Below are 18642 nucleotides of genomic sequence, written 5' to 3'. Positions count from 1 at the left end.
TAGCGGACGGCAGATCAAGGTCTGCCGGTCTCGAAGAAAGTGCACAGCTGGGGATCAGAGCAACACCACGTCGTATTGTTCCTGTGAATACATGGTTTCGACCTGGAAGCGAATCGTGCGACCGATAAAACTTTCCAGTTCGGCGACGTTACCGGACTCTTCGTCCAGCAGGCGATCCACCACCTTCTGATTGGCAAGTACTCTATAACCTTCAGCCTGGTAGGCGCGCGCCTCGCGCAGGATCTCGCGGAAAATCTCGTAGCAAACCGTTTCCGGGGTCTTCAGTTTGCCGCGGCCCTGGCAGCTGCTGCACGGCTCGCACAGCACCTGCTCGAGGCTTTCGCGCGTGCGCTTGCGGGTCATCTGCACCAGGCCCAACTCGGTGATGCCGATGATGTTGGTCTTGGCGTGATCGCGCTCCAGTTGCTTCTCAAGCGTGCGCAGCACCTGGCGCTGGTGCTCTTCATCTTCCATGTCGATGAAGTCGATGATGATGATGCCGCCCAGGTTGCGCAGGCGCAGTTGACGGGCGATGGCCGTGGCCGCTTCGAGATTGGTCTTGAAGATGGTCTCTTCAAGGTTGCGATGGCCCACGAATGCACCGGTATTGACGTCGATGGTGGTCATGGCTTCTGCCGGGTCTACCACCAGGTAGCCGCCGGACTTGAGTGGCACCTTGCGTTCCAGGGCTTTCTGGATTTCGTCTTCGACGCCATACAGGTCGAAGATCGGCCGCTCGCCGGGGTAGTGTTCCAGGCGATCGGCGATTTCTGGCATCAACTCGGCAACAAATTGCGTAGTACGCTGGAAGGTTTCCCGCGAGTCGATGCGAATTTTCTCGATCTTCGGGCTGACCAGGTCGCGCAGCGTGCGCAGCGCCAGGCCGAGGTCTTCATAGATGACGCTGGGCGCGCCGATGGTTTTGATCTGGGCGTCGATCTGGTCCCACAGGCGCCGCAGGTAGCGAATATCCATGAGAATTTCATCCGCGCCAGCGCCTTCTGCGGCGGTGCGCAGGATAAACCCACCCGCTTCCTTGATGCCCTCGGCGGCGACACAGTCGCTGACCACCTTCTTCAGGCGCTCGCGCTCGGCTTCATCTTCGATCTTCAGGGAAATGCCCACATGGGCAGTGCGTGGCATGTACACCAGGTAGCGCGAGGGAATCGACAGCTGGGTGGTCAAGCGGGCGCCCTTGGAACCGATAGGGTCCTTGGTGACTTGCACCACCAGGCTCTGCCCCTCGTGCACCAGGGCGCTGATGCTTTCCACCGCAGGGCCTTCGCGCAGGGAAATTTCCGAGGCATGGATAAACGCTGCACGGTCCAGGCCGATGTCGACGAAGGCCGCCTGCATGCCCGGCAATACGCGCACCACCTTGCCTTTGTAGATATTGCCGACGATCCCGCGTTTCTGGGTGCGTTCGACATGCACTTCTTGCAGAACACCGTTCTCTACCACCGCCACGCGCGATTCCATCGGCGTGATATTGATCAGAATCTCTTCACTCATGGCTGGGTCTCGTTCAGGCGTTTTCACAATAGTGACCGTTCGCTTAAGGCTTGGCGCTGGAGTACGGCGTTCAGCACACGGTAAGGTTTTGCCAACAGGGTATGCCGAATTGGGCGAGCAGTTGCGCGGTTTCGCAGACTGGCAGGCCCACCACGGCGGAATAACTGCCATTAAGCCCGGCCACAAACACCGAACCCAGCCCTTGGATAGCATAGCCGCCAGCCTTGTCCTGCGGTTCGCCACTGTGCCAGTAGGTGGTAGCCTCCTGCACAGAAACCTCGCGGAAACGTACACGGCTGCTGACACATCGGGTTTCACATTGCTGGCCGTCGGTCAGGGCAATGGCGGTAAGCACTTCATGCTCGCGGCCGGAAAGGGCCATCAGCATGGCCAGTGCATCGGCCTGATCCACCGGTTTGCCCAGGATCTGCCCGTCAACGATCACCGCCGTGTCGGCCCCTAGCACACAGGTGTTTGAGGTGTGGCCAAGCGCAACAAAACCCGCCGTCGCCTTGCCCCGCGCAAGGCGCTCGACATAGGCAACGGCAGGTTCGTTGTTGAGGGGCGTTTCATCAATAGCGGCGCTGACCAAGGTGAAGGGCACACCGATCTGGGCCAGCAGTTCACGTCGCCGCGGGGAGCCCGAGGCCAGATAAAGCGAATTCATTGCAGCCTCTCCCTGTGGGGTTCGATAACCAGGCAGAGCCTCGCAATCCATTCAATTGATTTTATAGCGGCGACGCAGCCCACGCAGGCCAAAACTGATCCAGGGCCACAACAAGGCACTGACCAGCGCCGGCAAGACCAGCGCCAGGGTCGGCTGGCGGTTGCCAGTCAACGCGCTGAGCCACAGTTGCACCAACTGCGCCAGGCCGAAGATCACCAGGATCACCAAACACTGCTGCCACATCGGGAACATGCGCAAGCGCTGTTGCAACGACAGCACCAGAAAGGTAATCAGGGTCAGGATCAACGCGTTCTGGCCCAGCAAGGTGCCATACAGCACATCTTCGGCCAACCCCAGGCACATCGCCGTGACCATGCCCACCTTGTGCGGCAGGTTCAATGACCAGAACGCCAGCAACAAGGCCAGCCAGAGCGGGCGCAGGATTTCCATGAACTGCGGCAGCGGCGAAACACTGAGCAGCAGGCCGATGGCGAAGGTCAGCCAGACGATCCAGCCATTGCGTGAATGAGTACCGGCCATTATTGCTCCCTCTGCCGTGTGGTGGCCGGAGCGGTGCTCGGCGTAGTGGCCGGGGGTTTGACTGCCGCTGGCTTAGCCGGGCGCGCGTTGTGCGCTGCCGGTTGAGCGGGCGTTGCCGCCGGCGCCGGGGCAGTTGTTGCCGCAGGTGCAGGCGGACCGACGAAAGCCGGTTTCGGCACCGTGGCCGGCACGATAGGCGCGGTACCATTCTGCTGGTCTTCCGCTTCCTGGGCCTGGGCGGCGTCGTTGGCGCGCTCTTCCGGGGTGCGGTTGTCGCTGAACACCAGCAGCAGGTAGCGGCTGCGGTTCAAAGCGGCAGTCGGTACCGCCCGAACGATAGCGAACGGCTGGCCGGAATCATGGATCACCTCTTTGACCGTCGCCACCGGATAACCCGCCGGGAAGCGCTGGCCCAGACCAGAGCTGACCAACAGGTCACCTTCCTTGATGTCAGCGGTGTCCGCCACATGGCGCAGCTCCAGGCGTTCCGGGTTGCCGGTGCCGCTGGCAATGGCGCGCAGGCCGTTACGGTTGACCTGTACCGGAATGCTGTGGGTCGTATCCGTCAGCAACAGCACCCGCGAGGTGTAGGGCATCAACTCGACCACCTGGCCCATCAGGCCACGGGCATCGAGCACCGGCTGGCCAAGCACCACACCGTCGCGCTCACCCTTGTTGATGATGATGCGGTGGGTAAAGGGGTTGGGGTCCATGCCGATCAGCTCGGCCACTTCGACCTTTTCGTTGACCAGCGCGGAAGAATTGAGCAACTCGCGCAGCCGAACGTTCTGCTCGGTGAGGGCCGCCAGCTTTTGCATGCGCCCCTGCAACAGCAGGTTTTCAGTCTTGAGTTTTTCGTTCTCGGCGACCAGTTCGGTGCGGCTGCCAAATTGGCTGGACACACCCTGGAATAGACGTTGCGGCAGGTCGGTGATCCAGTAGGTCTGCATCAACACCAGCGACATCTGGCTACGCACCGGCTTGAGCAGTGCAAAGCGGGCATCGACCACCATCAGCGCGACCGAAAGCACGGTCAGCACCAATAAGCGCACACCCAATGAGGGGCCTTTGGCGAAAAGCGGTTTAATAAGCCGCTCCTCCCAGGCAAATGTTCTCTTTATTCATACGGCATCAAACCGGCCTGGATGCAGATTGAAGAAGATAAACGCCAACAGGCAGCACTGCAAAGTGCTGCCTGCCGACGAAGCATGAACCATCCAGGCAATCTTATTCGCTGGAGAGCAGGTCCATGGTGTGTTTATCCATCATTTCCAGCGCACGACCACCGCCACGGGCAACACAGGTCAGCGGGTCTTCGGCGACGATCACCGGCAGGCCGGTTTCCTGGGCCAGCAACTTGTCGAGGTCGCGCAACAAGGCGCCACCACCGGTCAGTACTAGGCCACGCTCGGCGATATCGGAAGCCAGCTCCGGCGGCGATTGCTCCAGGGCGCTTTTCACGGCCTGAACGATGGTGGCCAGGGACTCCTGCAGAGCCTCCAGCACTTCATTGGAGTTCAGGGTGAAGGCACGTGGAACGCCTTCGGCCAGGTTGCGACCGCGCACATCGACTTCGCGCACTTCGCCGCCTGGGTAAGCGGTGCCGATTTCCTGCTTGATGCGCTCGGCGGTGGATTCGCCGATCAGGCTGCCGTAGTTACGACGCACATACGTGATGATCGCTTCGTCGAAACGGTCGCCGCCCACGCGTACGGATTCGGCATACACCACACCGTTCAGGGAAATCAGGGCGATTTCGGTGGTACCACCACCGATATCCACCACCATCGAACCGCGTGCTTCTTCAACCGGCAGGCCGGCACCGATCGCAGCGGCCATCGGCTCTTCGATCAGGAAGACTTCACGGGCACCGGCGCCAAGGGCCGATTCACGGATGGCGCGACGCTCAACCTGGGTGGACTTGCACGGAACGCAGATCAGCACGCGAGGGCTGGGCTGCAGAAAACTGTTTTCGTGAACTTTGTTGATGAAGTACTGCAGCATCTTTTCGCAGACGCTGAAATCGGCGATCACGCCATCCTTCATCGGACGAATGGCAGCAATATTGCCTGGTGTACGGCCGAGCATGCGCTTGGCCTCGGTGCCAACGGCAACGACACTTTTCTGATTACCATGGGTCCGAATGGCCACAACCGATGGCTCATTCAGAACGATACCGCGCTCGCGCACGTAAATAAGGGTGTTGGCAGTGCCCAGGTCAATGGAGAGATCGCTGGAAAACATGCCACGCAGTTTCTTGAACATGGGGAAAGGACCCTAGGCAACGCGTGGGTAAAAAAGTGCGGCAAACTCTAACAACGACAGGGATTTTGGGCAAGGCGCCAATGTGCTAAATTGGCCGACTTTCTGTGCACCAACCCCCACAATCGCGGCCTTATGACCGTAGAAATGCGGTAGTGTTCCGACAATCTAACACACGGACGCCCTCCGTTCTGTTTTCCACTGGAGAATCCCATGGCGCTTGAACGCTCCGACGTGGAAAAAATCGCACATTTGGCCTCGCTTGGCCTTAATGATGCCGATCTTCCACAGACCACCGCAGCCCTGAACAGCATTCTCGGGCTGGTCGACCAAATGCAAGCCGTGAATACCGACGGCATCGAGCCCCTGGCTCACCCACTGGAAGCCAGCCAGCGCCTGCGCGCAGACGTCGTGACCGAACGCAATAATCGCGAGGCCTACCAGTCCATCGCGCCAGCGGTCGAAAACGGCCTGTACCTGGTTCCGAAAGTCATCGACTAAAGGGAAAGAGCCTTTCATGCATCACATGACTCTGGCCGAGATCGCCCGCGGTCTCGCCGACAAATCGTTTTCCAGCGAAGAGCTGACCCAGACCTTGCTGGCGCGTATCGCCGCGCTCGATCCGAAGGTCAACAGCTTCATCAGCCTCACCGAGGAGCTGGCCCTGAGCCAGGCCAAGGCCGCCGACGCCCGTCGCGCCAACGGTGAGAACGGCGCGCTGCTTGGCGCACCGATCGCCCACAAGGACCTGTTCTGCACCCAGGGCATTCGCACCAGCTGCGGCTCGAAGATGCTCGACAACTTCAAGGCGCCCTACGACGCCACTGTGGTCGCCAAGCTGGCCGCTGCCGGGGCCGTGACCCTGGGCAAGACCAACATGGACGAATTCGCCATGGGGTCGGCCAACGAGTCGAGCTACTACGGCGCGGTGAAAAACCCGTGGAACCTGGAACACGTACCGGGTGGTTCCTCCGGTGGTTCGGCTGCGGCCGTGGCTGCGCGCTTCCTGCCCGCCGCTACCGCCACCGACACCGGCGGTTCGATCCGCCAGCCAGCGGCCTTCACCAACCTCACCGGCCTGAAGCCGACCTACGGTCGTGTGTCTCGCTGGGGCATGATTGCCTATGCGTCCAGCCTCGATCAGGGCGGCCCCTTGGCACGCACCGCTGAAGACTGCGCAATATTGTTACAAGGCATGGCAGGCTTCGATAAACAGGACTCCACCAGCATCGACGAGCCCGTGCCGGACTACAGCGCCAGCCTGAACACCTCGATCAAGGGCCTGCGCATCGGCGTGCCGAAGGAATACTTCAGCGCCGGCCTCGACCCGCGTATCGCCGATCTGGTGCAAAACAGCATCAAAGAGCTGGAAAAACTTGGCGCCTTGATCAAGGAAATCAGCCTGCCGAACAACCAGCATGCGATTCCCGCCTACTACGTGATCGCGCCAGCAGAGGCGTCTTCCAACCTGTCGCGTTTCGACGGCGTGCGCTTCGGCTATCGCTGCGAAAACCCGAAAGACCTCACCGACCTGTACAAACGCTCCCGTGGCGAAGGCTTCGGCAGTGAAGTGCAGCGCCGGATCATGGTCGGCGCCTACGCCCTGTCGGCCGGCTACTACGACGCGTACTACCTCAAGGCGCAAAAAATCCGTCGCCTGATCAAGAACGACTTCATGGCCGCCTTTGAAGAAGTCGATGTGATCCTCGGCCCGACCGCGCCGAACCTGGCGTGGAAGATCGGCGCCAAGACCGGCGACCCGATCGCCGAGTACCTGGAAGACCTCTACACCATCACCGCCAACCTCGCGGGCTTGCCGGGCTTGTCCATGCCCGCAGGTTTCGTCGATGGCCTGCCGGTGGGCGTGCAATTGCTCGCCCCGTACTTCCAGGAAGGCCGCCTGCTCAATGTGGCGCACCAGTACCAGTTGAACACCGACTGGCACACCCGCACCCCTACCGGCTTCTGAGGAGAACACTATGCAATGGGAAGTTGTGATCGGGCTGGAGATTCATACCCAGCTCGCCACCCAATCGAAGATTTTCTCCGGTAGCGCCACCACGTTCGGCTCTGAGCCCAATACCCAGGCCAGCCTGGTAGACCTGGGCATGCCCGGCGTGCTGCCGGTGCTGAACCAGGAAGCGGTGCGCATGGCGGTGATGTTCGGCCTGGCGATTGACGCCGAGATCGGCCAGCACAACGTGTTTGCGCGCAAGAACTACTTCTACCCGGACCTGCCCAAGGGCTACCAGATCAGCCAGATGGAACTGCCGATTGTCGGCAAGGGCCACCTGGACATTCCCCTGGAAGACGGCACCATCAAGCGTGTCGGCGTCACCCGTGCGCACCTGGAAGAAGACGCCGGCAAAAGCCTGCACGAAGAATTCCCGGGCGCCACCGGTATCGACCTGAACCGTGCCGGCACGCCGCTGCTGGAGATCGTGTCCGAGCCGGACATGCGCAGTGCCAAGGAAGCCGTGGCCTACGTCAAGACCATCCACGCGCTGGTGCGCTACCTGGGCATCTGCGACGGCAACATGGCCGAAGGCTCGCTGCGTTGCGACTGCAACGTGTCGATCCGCCCCAAGGGCCAGGTCGAGTTCGGCACCCGCTGCGAGATCAAGAACGTCAACTCGTTCCGCTTCATCGAGAAGGCGATCAACAGCGAAGTGCGTCGCCAGATCGAGCTGATCGAAGACGGCGGCAAGGTGATCCAGCAAACGCGCCTGTACGACCCGAACAAAGACGAAACCCGCGCCATGCGCAGCAAAGAGGAAGCCAACGACTACCGTTACTTCCCCGACCCGGACCTCTTGCCGGTGGTACTGGAGGACTCGTTCCTCAATGACATCCGCGCCACCCTGCCGGAATTGCCGCAGCAAAAACGCGAGCGCTTCCAGGAGCAGTTCGGCCTGTCCGTCTACGATGCCAGCGTGCTGGCCTCCAGCCGCGAACAAGCCAACTACTTCGAAAAAGTCGTGAGCATTGCTGGCGACGCCAAGCTGGCGGCCAACTGGGTGATGGTCGAGCTGGGCAGCCTGTTGAACAAACAAGGCCTGGAAATCGACGAAGCGCCGGTCACCGCCGAGCAACTGGGTGGCATGCTGCTGCGCATCAAAGACAACACCATCTCCGGCAAAATCGCCAAGACCGTGTTCGAAGCGATGGCCGCCGGTGAAGGCAATGCCGACGAGATCATCGAGAAGCGTGGCCTCAAGCAAGTCACCGACAGCGGCGCCATCTCGGCCGTACTCGATGAAATGCTCGCGGCCAATGCCGAGCAGGTCGAGCAATACCGCGCGGCAGACGAAGCCAAGCGCGGCAAGATGTTCGGCTTCTTTGTCGGCCAGGCGATGAAAGCCTCCAAGGGCAAAGCCAACCCGCAACAGGTGAACGAACTGCTCAAAAGCAAGCTCGAAGGCTGATTGCAGTGAAATGGTTGGAGCAGAATCCAAATTCTGGCTCTAACTCCTGTGGGAGCGGGCTTGCTCGCGAAAGCGGACTGACAGCCAACATATATGTTGAGTGTTCTACCGCATTCGCGAACAAGCCCGCTCCCACATTTGCTACCGGGGCATATCTGAAATGAAGCGTCTACTCGGCCTCCTGGCCTTGTCCTCCCTGCTGGCCGGTTGCGCCAGCGGCCTCATCGACCCCAACGGCTACGACGAAACCGGCACCGCGTCCTATTACGGCGCCAAGCACCATGGCAAGAGAACTGCCAGCGGTGAACCTTTCAACCAGAACGCCTTGACCGCCGCCCATCGGCGCCTGCCCTTCGGCACCCAGGTCAAGGTGACCAACCTCGACAACAACCGTTCTGTCGTGGTGCGTATCACTGATCGCGGCCCGCATACCCGTGGCCGCCTGATCGACCTTTCACGCAAGGCTGCCGAGCAACTGCGCATGCTGAGCAGCGGCACCGCGCGGGTTCGCGTGCAAGCCCTGAACAACTGATCGAGGCAGCCTTGAGCATTTTCGGATTGAACGCCCTATCGCCCTGGAGCCTGCTCGAACTGGTGGGCGGCCTGATCTTGCTGATCGTCGGCGCTGAAGTCCTGGTGCGCGCTGCGGTGCGCCTGGCGGCCAGCCTCAAGGTGCGGCCACTGATCATCGGCTTGAGCATCGTCGCCTTCGGCAGCAGTGCGCCGCAGATGACCGTGAGCCTGCAGGCCACGCTGGCTGGCAACACGGACATTGCCGTAGGCAGCGTCATCGGCAGCAGCATCTTCAATATCCTCGTGACCCTGGGCTTGTCCGCACTGATCATTCCACTGCGAGTCTCGCGGCAGCTGGTGCGCGTGGATATCCCGGTGATGATCGTCGCCGGCCTGCTGGTGTTTATCCTGGCCGCCAATGAAATGCTGACGCCCTTCGATGGCGCCGTGCTGCTGGTGGCGCTGCTGGCTTACCTGGGCGTATTGCATTACCAGACACGCCATTCCCGCCGCCCGCGCACCCTCGACACCGTGGCCAAGGCGCCGTGGCTGAGCAGTGTGCTGCTGATGCTCGGCGGTTTGCTGGTGTTGGTGCTGGCCGGGCATTTGTTGCTCGGCGCAGCGGTGGAGGTGGCGGGCGACCTGGGCCTGTCGGAGCGCGTCATCGGCCTCACGCTGATCGGCGTCGGCACCTCGCTGCCGTGCCTGGCCACGTCGCTGATCGCCGCCTTGCGTGGCGAACGCGAGATCGCCGTGGGCAACGTGATCGGCAGCAACCTGTTCAACCTGCTCGGCGTGCTGGGTTTTACCGCCCTGGTGGCGCCGACGCCGCTGTCGGTCTCGCCCAACGCCCTGGATTTCGATTTACCGGTGATGCTCGGCGCCATCACCCTGTGCCTGCCGGTGTTCTATACAGGCTACCGGGTAACGCGCATCGAAGGGCTGGTGCTGCTGGGGCTGTACCTGGCTTACGGCCTGCACGTGATGGCCTTCACCACTGGCATGCCGCTGGCCAACAAACTTGAACAATTGATGCTGTATTACGTCCTGCCGGCGTTAGGGGTTCTGCTGTTATTCACCTCACTGCGCGCCTGGCACCGCCAACACAAGAGGGAATCGCAATGACCGATCAGAAAAAGCCCGGGGTTGAAGTGCGTCGCCAGGTCATGGGCGATGTATTCGTCGACCGCGCCCTGGGCAATGCAACGGCGTTCACCCAACCGCTGCAGGACTTCGTCAATGAGCACGCGTGGGGCAGCGTCTGGAACCGCGAAGGTTTGCCGCTCAAGACCCGCAGCCTGATCACCCTCGCCGCCCTCACCGCTCTCAAGTGCCCGCAGGAACTCAAGGGCCATGTGCGCGGTGCGCTGAATAATGGCTGTACGGTTGAGGAGATTCGCGAAGCGCTGCTGCATTGCGCGGTGTATGCCGGGGTGCCGGCGGCGATTGATGCGTTTCGCGCGGCGCAGGAAGTGATTGAGGCGTATCAGGCGGATCAGCAGTGACTGCCCGATCGCCTTCGCGAGCAAGCCCGCTCCCACAGTTGTACGAGCTTCAACATGAGAATGCGGTCGAATGTGGGAGCGGGCTTGCTCGCGAATGGCCCTGAAGACCGCGCAAAACTTAGATCCAACCACCCGCCTGCAACACAAAAATCCCGATATTCGTGGTCACCGCCGCCATCAGCGTGGTGATCACGATAATCGCGGCCGCCAACTCATGATTACCCTCCGCCGCCCTGGCCATCACAAAGCTTGCGGCGGCGGTCGGCGCGCCGAAATACAGGAACAGAATCCCCAACTCCGGCCCACGGAACCCCAACAACCAGGCGCCCAGGGTCGCGATCACCGGTAGCCAGATCATCTTCATCAGGCTCGCGCTCAAGGCCATGTTGCCGCTCTTGCGCAGCGCGGCCATGGACAAGGTGCCACCGATGCAAATCAACGCCAGCGGCAGCGTGGTATCGGACAGGTACTGCAAGGATTTCTCAAGCCAACCGGGCACGCCGATCTGGAAGTACGCGAACGGCGTGGCGACGATCACGCTGATAATCAGCGGGTTGGCCATTACGCTTTTGAAGATACTCCACGGGTCGGACTTGATCACCGGGCTATACACCGCCAGCACAATGGTCGACAGCGTGTTGTAAAAGAGGATCACCAACGCGGCGAGGATCGCGCCCAGGGAGATGCCGTAGTCGCCGTACATACTGGCTGCCAGCGCCAGGCCGATGACCCCGTTGTTGCCACGAAACGCGCCCTGGGCGTAAATGCCTCGGTCTTCGCGCTTGCAACGAAAGATCGCCCAGCCCCAGGCCATGGCAAAGCTCACCAAGGTGGCGACGCAAAAGTAGATCAGCAGCCCCGGTTTGAGCGCCGAGTGCAGGTCGGCATGCAGAATGCCCAGGAACAGCAGCGCCGGCATGGCAACGTTGAACACCAGGGACGATGCGGTGTGGATAAAGTTGTCGTTGATCCAATTGATGCGCTTTAGAAACACGCCCAGGAACAGCATGGCAAACACCGGCGCGGTGATGGTGAGGGTGGTGAGGAAGATTGCCAGCATGCCGGGGAGAACCTTGGTGGGCGTCGTTAGTTGGCTAATGATAAGCCATAGAGCCTGTGGCGTCTGGTAGGGCGCCTTCGCGAGCAAGCCCGCTCCCACATTTAGTCGCATTCCAAAGGTAGAACTCGGTCAAATGTGGGAGCGGGCTTGCTCGCGAAGGCAGCGACTCGGTCTCAGGTAATGGGCGCCGGGTTGAACAGCGTGATGTCGTTATGCAGCTTATGCCGCTCTGCCCAGGTCTGCTTCTTGCCGCTGGCCACATCCAGATAGAAGTGGAACAGCTCCCAGCCCAACTCCTCGATACTCGCGCGCCCCGTGGCAATGCGCCCGGCGTCGATATCGATCAGGTCCGGCCAACGCTGGGCCAGCTCGGTGCGGGTCGAAACCTTCACCACCGGCGCCATCGCCAGCCCGTACGGCGTGCCGCGCCCGGTGGTGAACACGTGCAGGTTCATCCCCGCCGCCAGTTGCAAGGTGCCGCAGACAAAATCACTGGCCGGTGTGGCGCAGAAGATCAGGCCCTTTTGCTTGAAGCGCTCGCCAGGGCCAAGTACACCGGTGATCGCACTGCTGCCGGATTTGACGATGGAGCCCAACGACTTCTCGACAATATTCGACAGCCCGCCCTTCTTGTTACCCGGCGTGGTATTGGCGCTTCGGTCCGCCTCGCCCTTGGCCAGGTAACGGTCGTACCAGTCCATTTCCCTGACCAGCTCGCGGGCAACGTCTTCGTTTTGCGCGCGTGAAGTCAGCAGGTAAATCGCATCGCGCACTTCCGTCACTTCGGAAAACATCACCGTCGCGCCGGCGCGCAGCAACAGGTCCGAGGCATACCCCAGCGCCGGGTTGGCAGTGATGCCGGAAAACGCATCGCTGCCGCCGCACTGCATGCCCAGGATCAACTCGGAGGCCGGCACGGTTTCGCGGCGGCGCTGGTCGAGTTTCTTCAAGCGCACGTCGGCCAAGGCCATGATCTGCTCGATCCTTTCGGTAAAGCCGTGGCTGGAGTCCTGCAGGCGATACAACCACGGCTCGCTCAGGTCCACGGAGCTGTCGTTGTCGTGCATCACCTGGCCGGCCTGGAGCTTTTCGCAGCCCAGGCTGATCACCAAGGCTTCGCCGCCCAGGTTGGGGTTGCGCGCCAGGTTGCGCACGGTGCGGATGGGGATGTAGGCATCCGTCGCCGTAATTGCCACGCCGCAGCCGTAGCTGTGGGTCAGCGCCACCACGTCATCGACATGCGGGTAGTTGGGCAGCAACTCGTCCTTGATGCGCTTGACCGCATGGTCCAGCACGCCCGTGACGCATTGCACGGTGGTGGTAATGCCGAGGATATTGCGCGTGCCCACGGTGCCGTCCGCATTGCGATAGCCCTCGAAGGTAAACCCCTCCAGGGGTGCCTGGGTTTCAGGCACCTCGGTGGACAGCGGCAAGCTGTCCAGCGGTGGTGCGGTGGGCATGCGCAACTGGTCCTCCTGCACCCAACTGCCGCGCGGAATCGGTGCCAGGGCATAACCGATGGTCTGGCCGTAGCGAATAATCTGGCCGCCCTCGGGGATGTCTTCCAGCGTCACCTTGTGGCTCTGCGGGATGAAATCCACGGTGACCAGGCCGTCGGGAAACTCGGTACCGGCGGGTACCCCTTGATCGTTCACCACGATCACCACATTGTCGCGCTCGTGCAAACGGATCGAGCGCGGCGAGTCGGCATGTTCAATCAACTGCATCACACGAACCTCAGGAATGCGCTTGAGAAAGGTTGGTCAACTCAGGGCCCTGTCTAGGCGGCTCCTTGAGCACCACGCGCTTGATCGGGCCGACAATCACCAGGTAACTGAACACCGCCACCAGCGCGTTGGCGCCAACGAACACCAGCGCCCATTTGAACGAGCCGGTGGTGCTGATGATGTAGCCAATCACAATCGGCGTGGTGATCGACGCCAGGTTACCGAAGGTGTTGAACAAGCCGCCACTGAGCCCGGCGATTTGTTTCGGTGAGGTGTCGGACACCACCGCCCAACCCAGTGCGCCAACGCCTTTGCCGAAGAAGGCCAAGGCCATGAAGCCCACCACCATCCATTCGATGTCTACGTAATTGCAGGCCACGATGCTGCTGGAAATCAGCAGGCCACCAATGATCGGCGCCTTGCGCGCGAAGGTCAGCGAGTGGCCTTTGCGCAGCAGGTAGTCGGAAATCACCCCACCGAGCACCCCGCCGATAAAGCCGCAGATCGCCGGTAACGAAGCAATGAAACCAGCCTTGAGGATGGTCATGCCACGCTCCTGCACCAGGTACACCGGAAACCAGGTCAGGAAGAAGTAGGTGATGCCGTTGATGCAGTACTGGCCCAGGTAGACGCCGAGCATCATGCGGTTGGTCAGGAGCTGACGGATGTAATCCCACTTCGGCCCGTCGGTTTTCTTACCCTTGCCCTTGTCCTGATCCATATCGACCATCGCGCCATTGGCGGCGATGTGATTGAACTCGGCCTCGTTGATCATCGGATGCTGGCGCGGGCTGTGGATAACTTTCAGCCAGATCAGCGAGAACACAATGCCGATCACGCCCATCACGATAAACACGTGCTGCCAGCCGAAGCGATAGACGATCCAGCCCATCAACGGCGCGAACAACACCGTGGCGAAGTACTGGGCCGAGTTGAAGATGGCCGACGCAGTGCCGCGTTCAGCCGTAGGAAACCACGCCGCAACAATACGGGCATTTCCCGGAAACGACGGCGCCTCGGCCAAGCCCACCATGAAGCGCAGCATAAACAGCGCGACTACTGCAGTGGAGACGCCAAACTCACCGACATAGCCTTGCAGCACGGTGAACAGCGACCAGGTGAAGATGCTCAAGGCATAGACTTTTTTCGAGCCGAAACGATCGAGCAGCCAGCCACCGGGAATTTGCCCGGCCACGTAGGCCCAACCGAACGCAGAGAAGATATAACCGAGGGTGACCGCGTCGATACCGAGGTCTTTTTGCAGGCTGGAGCCGGCGATAGCGATGGTGGCCCGGTCGGCATAGTTGATCGTGGTCACTAGGAACAGCATGAGCAGGATCAAATAGCGGACGTGGGTCGGCTTGGTCGCTTGCATGTAGAAGTACTCCCACTAATTATTTTTTTTGCGGGTAATGATTTTTTGTTTTCCTGTGGGAGCCGGGCTTGCCCGCGATGCAGGCACCTCGGTGTGTCAGCGAGACCGAGGTGATGCTATCGCAGGCAAGCCAGCTCCCACATAAAGCCGGTGCCACAGGGTGCTGCGTGTTACGAACCGATGTAGCTGGTCTTCACCACGGTGTAGAACTCTTGCGCATAGCGACCCTGCTCACGCGAACCGTAGGATGACCCCTTACGGCCACCAAATGGAACGTGGTAGTCCACCCCCGCCGTCGGCAGGTTGACCATCACCATCCCAGCCTGGGAGTGGCGCTTGAAGTGGTTGGCATATTTGAGCGAGGTGGTGGCGATGCCCGCCGACAAGCCGAACTCAGTGTCGTTGGCCATGGCCAGCGCCGCCTCGTAGTCGGCCACGCGCACCACGTTGGCCACCGGGCCGAAGATCTCTTCACGGCTGATGCGCATCGCCGCTTCACTGTCGGCAAACAGTGTCGGCGCCAGGTAATAGCCTTCGGTGTCGCAGGTGACCAGGCCGCCACCGCTCACCAGCCGGGCGCCTTCGCTCTGGCCGATGTCGATGTATTTCATGTCCTGATCCAACTGGGCCTGGGACACCACCGGGCCAATGTCGGTACCACTATGCAAAGCGTGGCCGACCTTGATCGACTTCATGCGCTCGGCCATGGCGGCGACAAACTGATCGTGGATCCCAGCAGTAACAATCAGGCGGCTCGACGCGGTGCAACGCTGCCCGGTGGAGTAAAACGCACTCTGTACCGACAGCTCGACAGCCTGTTTGAGGTCGGCATCGTCGAGAATGATCTGCGGGTTCTTGCCGCCCATTTCCAACTGCACCTTGGCCTGGCGCGATACACAGCTGACGGCAATCTGACGCCCAACGCCCACAGACCCGGTGAAACTGATGCCATCGACTTTCGGGCTGTTGACCAGCACGTCGCCGACCACACGGCCACTGCCCATCACCAGGTTGAACACACCGGCAGGGAAGCCCGCGCGGGAGATGATTTCCGCCAAGGCCCAGGCACAGCCCGGCACCAGTTCGGCAGGCTTGATCACCACGCAGTTGCCGTAGGCCAGGGCCGGGGCGATTTTCCACGCGGGGATGGCAATCGGGAAGTTCCACGGGGTGATCAGGCCCACCACACCGAGGGCTTCGCGGGTCACTTCAACGTTGACGCCCGGGCGCACCGACGGCACGTAATCGCCCGACAGGCGCAGGCACTCACCGGCGAAGAATTTGAAGATATTGCCGGCGCGAGTCACTTCGCCAATGGCTTCTGGCAGGGTCTTGCCCTCTTCGCGGGCCAGCAGGGTGCCGAGTTCTTCACGACGGGCGAGAATCTCGCTGCCGACTTTGTCCAGCGCATCGTGACGCGCCTGGATACCGGAGGTGGACCACGCCGGGAACGCGGCGCGGGCAGCATCGATGGCCGCGTTGACTTGGGCCACGTCTGCTTTGGCATATTCGCCAATGGCGTCGGACACATCCGACGGGTTGATGTTGGTGCAGTAGTCGGCGCCGGTTACCCACTCACCATTGATGTAGTTTTCAAAACGCTTTGCTTGGGACACGAATCTTCTCCTGACGCAAAAGGCCGCTGATTGCTCAGCGGCCTTGTGGATAATTTATTGCGCGCCTTGCTTGTCGATCAGCGCGGCGAGGGCTTCATACTCTTCCGGCAGCAGGTCGGTCAGTGGCGTGCGCACGGGGCCGGCGTCATAACCGACGATTTTCGCACCGGCCTTGACGATGCTCACCGCGTAACCGGCCTTGCGGTTACGGATATCCAGGTACGGCAGGAAGAAGTCGTCGATGATCTTGCCGACGGTGGCGTGATCTTCGCGGGCAATGGCGTGGTAGAAATCCATCGCCGTCTTGGGGATGAAGTTGAACACCGCCGAGGAGTACACCGGCACGCCCAAGGCCTTGTAGGCCGCGGCGTAAACCTCAGCAGTCGGTAAGCCACCGAGGTAGCTGAAACGGTCGCCCAGGCGACGGCGGATCGACACCATCAACTCGATATCACCCAAGCCATCCTTGTAGCCGATCAGGTTCGGGCAGCGCTCGGCCAGTTGCTCCAGCAACGGTGCGGTCAGGCGGCAGACATTGCGGTTGTACACCACCACGCCGATCTTGACCGATTTGCACACGGCCTCAACGTGGGCGGCAACCCCGTCCTGGCTGGCTTCGGTGAGGTAGTGCGGCAGCAGCAGCAACCCTTTGGCGCCGAGGCGTTCGGCCTCTTGAGCGTACTCGATGGCCTGGCGGGTGGCACCGCCTACACCGGCCAGGATCGGCACGCTGGACGCGCAGGTATCCACGGCGGTTTTCACCACCTGGGAATATTCGCTGGCCGCCAGGGAGAAAAACTCACCTGTGCCACCCGCGGCGAACAAGGCGCTGGCGCCATATGGGGCCAGCCATTCCAGGCGCTTGATGTAACCCGCCTGGTGGAAATCACCCTGGGCGTTGAAATCGGTCACCGGGAAAGACAGCAGACCGTGAGAGAGGATGGACTTCAGTTCTTGTGGATTCATTATTCGAACACCCTGGGCGAAGACTTTCTTACGAAAGGTTGTTGTTGGTTTTGGCGATGTCGTACGTCATCGTACAACTATAAATAAATTCGTCAACTGCAATTCATCCGGCGTAATACGGCGAAGGCTTAAGACGCGGCTCTTGACGTAGGAAATTTCTCACCTATGATTCAGGTAGCTGTATATACATACAGCTATCACGGAAGATTCCTACGACATAGCAAGGAGCTAACATGTCAGGTCTTGAACTCGCAGCACCCGAAAAAACCCCGCCTACCCTGCGCTTCGAAGGCGGTGAACACACCGCCATCGGCGATGACACCCTGCTTCGCTTCAGCAAGGACGCCCCGGCCATCCCTGCGCGCCAAGTCGAACTGCACCTGCCCAACGGGCTCGCACTCACCTATGGCCAAGTGATCGCCCTGGGCGGCGACTTCTATGGCATCCCCGGCCAACCGATCAGCGATGGCAACTCCCCGGCCGAGCGCGTGCAACGCTTCACCGCCGCTTTCAACTCTCTCGCCGTGCTGCCCGCTTCACGGCAAGAAGCGCAGAAGATCCTGGCGGTGATGCAAAAGGAGATCAACGCCGTCAACCAGGCGATCAAGGAAGGCAAACAGCCGCACGAAGCCTATGACGCCCTTGGTGATACGTTGTCCGAGGAGTGGAACCGCATCACCGGCGGCGGCAGCGCTGTTTCGGCCCTCGTGCCGCTGGGCCGCTACCTGAAACTGGCAGCGGACAACGCCGACCACTTCGGTGAGTGGGCCTTGTCGGCCTACATGGCCGGCCATACGGCAGCACTGCAACAGGCAGTGGTGGCCCACCAGACTGGCACCGACCAGGCCCTGGAATTGGCCTACGCCATGAACAGCTTTGCCGATCACTTTTTGACCGACCTGTTTTCCGCCGGCCACCTGCGGGTACCGCGCAAACAACTGGCGGCAGTGGTGACGCCAGGAGAACTCGGCTCGCTGATCAGCCGCTTCATGCACGATGAAGACAGTAAATTCGGGCTCAAGGTGCGCAATGCCATGGGCGCTCAGTGGCATGCCTACGGCGACAAGCGCTACTTCGACAGCATCGACGCCGACAATCGCCTGCAGGTCAAAGGGGCCGTACAGGCCTCGGCCGATGAGATCTTCGAAACCTTCATCAGCGGCATCGCGCCCTCCCCGGCTGAGTTCAAGGCACCGCTGTATGTACCCGACCTGAACGCCGCACAAAACCCGGCGAATAACTTCTCGCCGCTGTTCAAGATGGAGGGGGACAAGGTACTGCGGCGCAAGGACGTCAACGATTTGAACGACAAGCACTGGACCAATGATTGGTGGGGATGGAGTACGTACTTGCTGCTTAAGGACTACAAGCCTAATCAACCCGCCAGCTAAATAGACGCGGTACTCCAGATAATGGAGATCAACTGTGTGTGGCTTGCCTGCTCCCACAGCTGACCGCGCCCGGCCACACACTC

17 protein-coding genes are annotated in these 18642 nt (G+C 60.9%); 7 read left to right on the top strand and 10 right to left on the bottom strand.

All coding sequences use genetic code 11. From position 1 onward, the window contains the following. Positions 1–54: 54 nt before the first annotated feature. The 5 genes from rng to mreB all read right to left on the bottom strand — a co-directional run bounded on the left by rng (position 55) and on the right by mreB (position 4984). Positions 55–1512, bottom strand: coding sequence for a ribonuclease G (gene rng / locus MF6394_RS03835; RefSeq protein WP_003188562.1), 1458 nt, complete (start codon positions 1510–1512; stop codon positions 55–57). 70 nt (positions 1513–1582) lie between these two features. Next, entirely contained in the window at positions 1583–2179 is a 597-nt protein-coding gene (locus tag MF6394_RS03830) for a Maf family protein (RefSeq protein ID WP_044271619.1), read from the bottom strand. Positions 2180–2230: 51 nt separating this feature from the next. Continuing rightward, on the bottom strand, positions 2231–2719 hold the full coding sequence (mreD, locus tag MF6394_RS03825) for a rod shape-determining protein MreD (RefSeq protein WP_003188558.1): 489 nt from the start codon (positions 2717–2719) through the stop codon (positions 2231–2233). Continuing rightward, a complete protein-coding gene (mreC, locus tag MF6394_RS03820) occupies positions 2719–3807 on the bottom strand; it encodes a rod shape-determining protein MreC (protein WP_078466205.1) in 1089 nt (362 codons plus the stop codon). The genes mreD and mreC overlap by 1 nt, the downstream gene beginning before the upstream one ends. A gap of 139 nt (positions 3808–3946) precedes the next feature. After that, the gene (gene mreB, locus MF6394_RS03815) at positions 3947–4984 is read right to left on the bottom strand and encodes a rod shape-determining protein MreB (protein WP_002555108.1); all 1038 of its coding nucleotides are present in this window, start codon (positions 4982–4984) and stop codon (positions 3947–3949) included. Positions 4985–5194: 210 nt separating this feature from the next. On the opposite strand from mreB, the gene gatC reads away from it, so the two are divergent. From gatC to MF6394_RS03785, 6 genes are all read left to right on the top strand, one after another. Then, positions 5195–5482 (top strand): Asp-tRNA(Asn)/Glu-tRNA(Gln) amidotransferase subunit GatC, encoded by a 288-nt coding sequence (gene gatC / locus MF6394_RS03810; protein WP_003188556.1) that lies wholly within the window; start codon positions 5195–5197, stop codon positions 5480–5482. 16 nt (positions 5483–5498) lie between these two features. Further along, positions 5499–6950, top strand: a complete 1452-nt coding sequence (gatA, locus tag MF6394_RS03805; RefSeq protein WP_078466204.1) for an Asp-tRNA(Asn)/Glu-tRNA(Gln) amidotransferase subunit GatA — start codon at positions 5499–5501, stop codon at positions 6948–6950. Between the two features lie 10 nt (positions 6951–6960). Next, positions 6961–8406, top strand: a complete 1446-nt coding sequence (gatB, locus tag MF6394_RS03800; protein WP_005784800.1) for an Asp-tRNA(Asn)/Glu-tRNA(Gln) amidotransferase subunit GatB — start codon at positions 6961–6963, stop codon at positions 8404–8406. A gap of 160 nt (positions 8407–8566) precedes the next feature. After that, positions 8567–8938 carry a septal ring lytic transglycosylase RlpA family protein gene (locus tag MF6394_RS03795; RefSeq protein WP_044271607.1) on the top strand — a complete coding sequence of 124 codons (372 nt, stop codon included), beginning with the start codon at positions 8567–8569 and terminating at the stop codon, positions 8936–8938. A gap of 50 nt (positions 8939–8988) precedes the next feature. Then, the gene (locus tag MF6394_RS03790; RefSeq protein ID WP_177345126.1) at positions 8989–10044 is read left to right on the top strand and encodes a calcium/sodium antiporter; all 1056 of its coding nucleotides are present in this window, start codon (positions 8989–8991) and stop codon (positions 10042–10044) included. Next, positions 10041–10424 (top strand): carboxymuconolactone decarboxylase family protein, encoded by a 384-nt coding sequence (locus MF6394_RS03785; RefSeq protein WP_044271602.1) that lies wholly within the window; start codon positions 10041–10043, stop codon positions 10422–10424. Before MF6394_RS03790 ends, MF6394_RS03785 begins: the two co-directional genes overlap by 4 nt. 118 nt (positions 10425–10542) lie before the next feature. Here MF6394_RS03785 and MF6394_RS03780 read toward each other — a convergent pair whose 3' ends face one another. The 5 genes from MF6394_RS03780 to kdgD all read right to left on the bottom strand — a co-directional run bounded on the left by MF6394_RS03780 (position 10543) and on the right by kdgD (position 17168). Further along, complete coding sequence (locus MF6394_RS03780; RefSeq protein WP_032893571.1) at positions 10543–11484, bottom strand: AEC family transporter; 942 nt, start codon at positions 11482–11484, stop codon at positions 10543–10545. 173 nt (positions 11485–11657) lie between these two features. After that, positions 11658–13211: a galactarate dehydratase gene (gene garD / locus MF6394_RS03775; RefSeq protein ID WP_078466202.1), complete on the bottom strand. Its 1554-nt coding sequence runs from the start codon at positions 13209–13211 to the stop codon at positions 11658–11660. Positions 13212–13221: 10 nt separating this feature from the next. Further along, positions 13222–14586, bottom strand: a complete 1365-nt coding sequence (locus MF6394_RS03770; protein ID WP_078466201.1) for an MFS transporter — start codon at positions 14584–14586, stop codon at positions 13222–13224. Positions 14587–14756: 170 nt separating this feature from the next. Beyond that, positions 14757–16202, bottom strand: a complete 1446-nt coding sequence (locus tag MF6394_RS03765; RefSeq protein WP_072447070.1) for an aldehyde dehydrogenase family protein — start codon at positions 16200–16202, stop codon at positions 14757–14759. Between the two features lie 54 nt (positions 16203–16256). Beyond that, positions 16257–17168, bottom strand: a complete 912-nt coding sequence (gene kdgD / locus MF6394_RS03760) for a 5-dehydro-4-deoxyglucarate dehydratase (RefSeq protein WP_032893575.1) — start codon at positions 17166–17168, stop codon at positions 16257–16259. Positions 17169–17401: 233 nt separating this feature from the next. On the opposite strand from kdgD, the gene MF6394_RS03755 reads away from it, so the two are divergent. Next, the gene (locus MF6394_RS03755; RefSeq protein WP_078466200.1) at positions 17402–18559 is read left to right on the top strand and encodes a phospholipase; all 1158 of its coding nucleotides are present in this window, start codon (positions 17402–17404) and stop codon (positions 18557–18559) included. Positions 18560–18642: the final 83 nt, after the last annotated feature.

Source organism: Pseudomonas sp. MF6394, from assembly GCF_002018845.1.
Classification (GTDB): domain Bacteria; phylum Pseudomonadota; class Gammaproteobacteria; order Pseudomonadales; family Pseudomonadaceae; genus Aquipseudomonas; species Aquipseudomonas lactis.
This window is presented reverse-complemented; position numbering and strand designations above follow the sequence as displayed.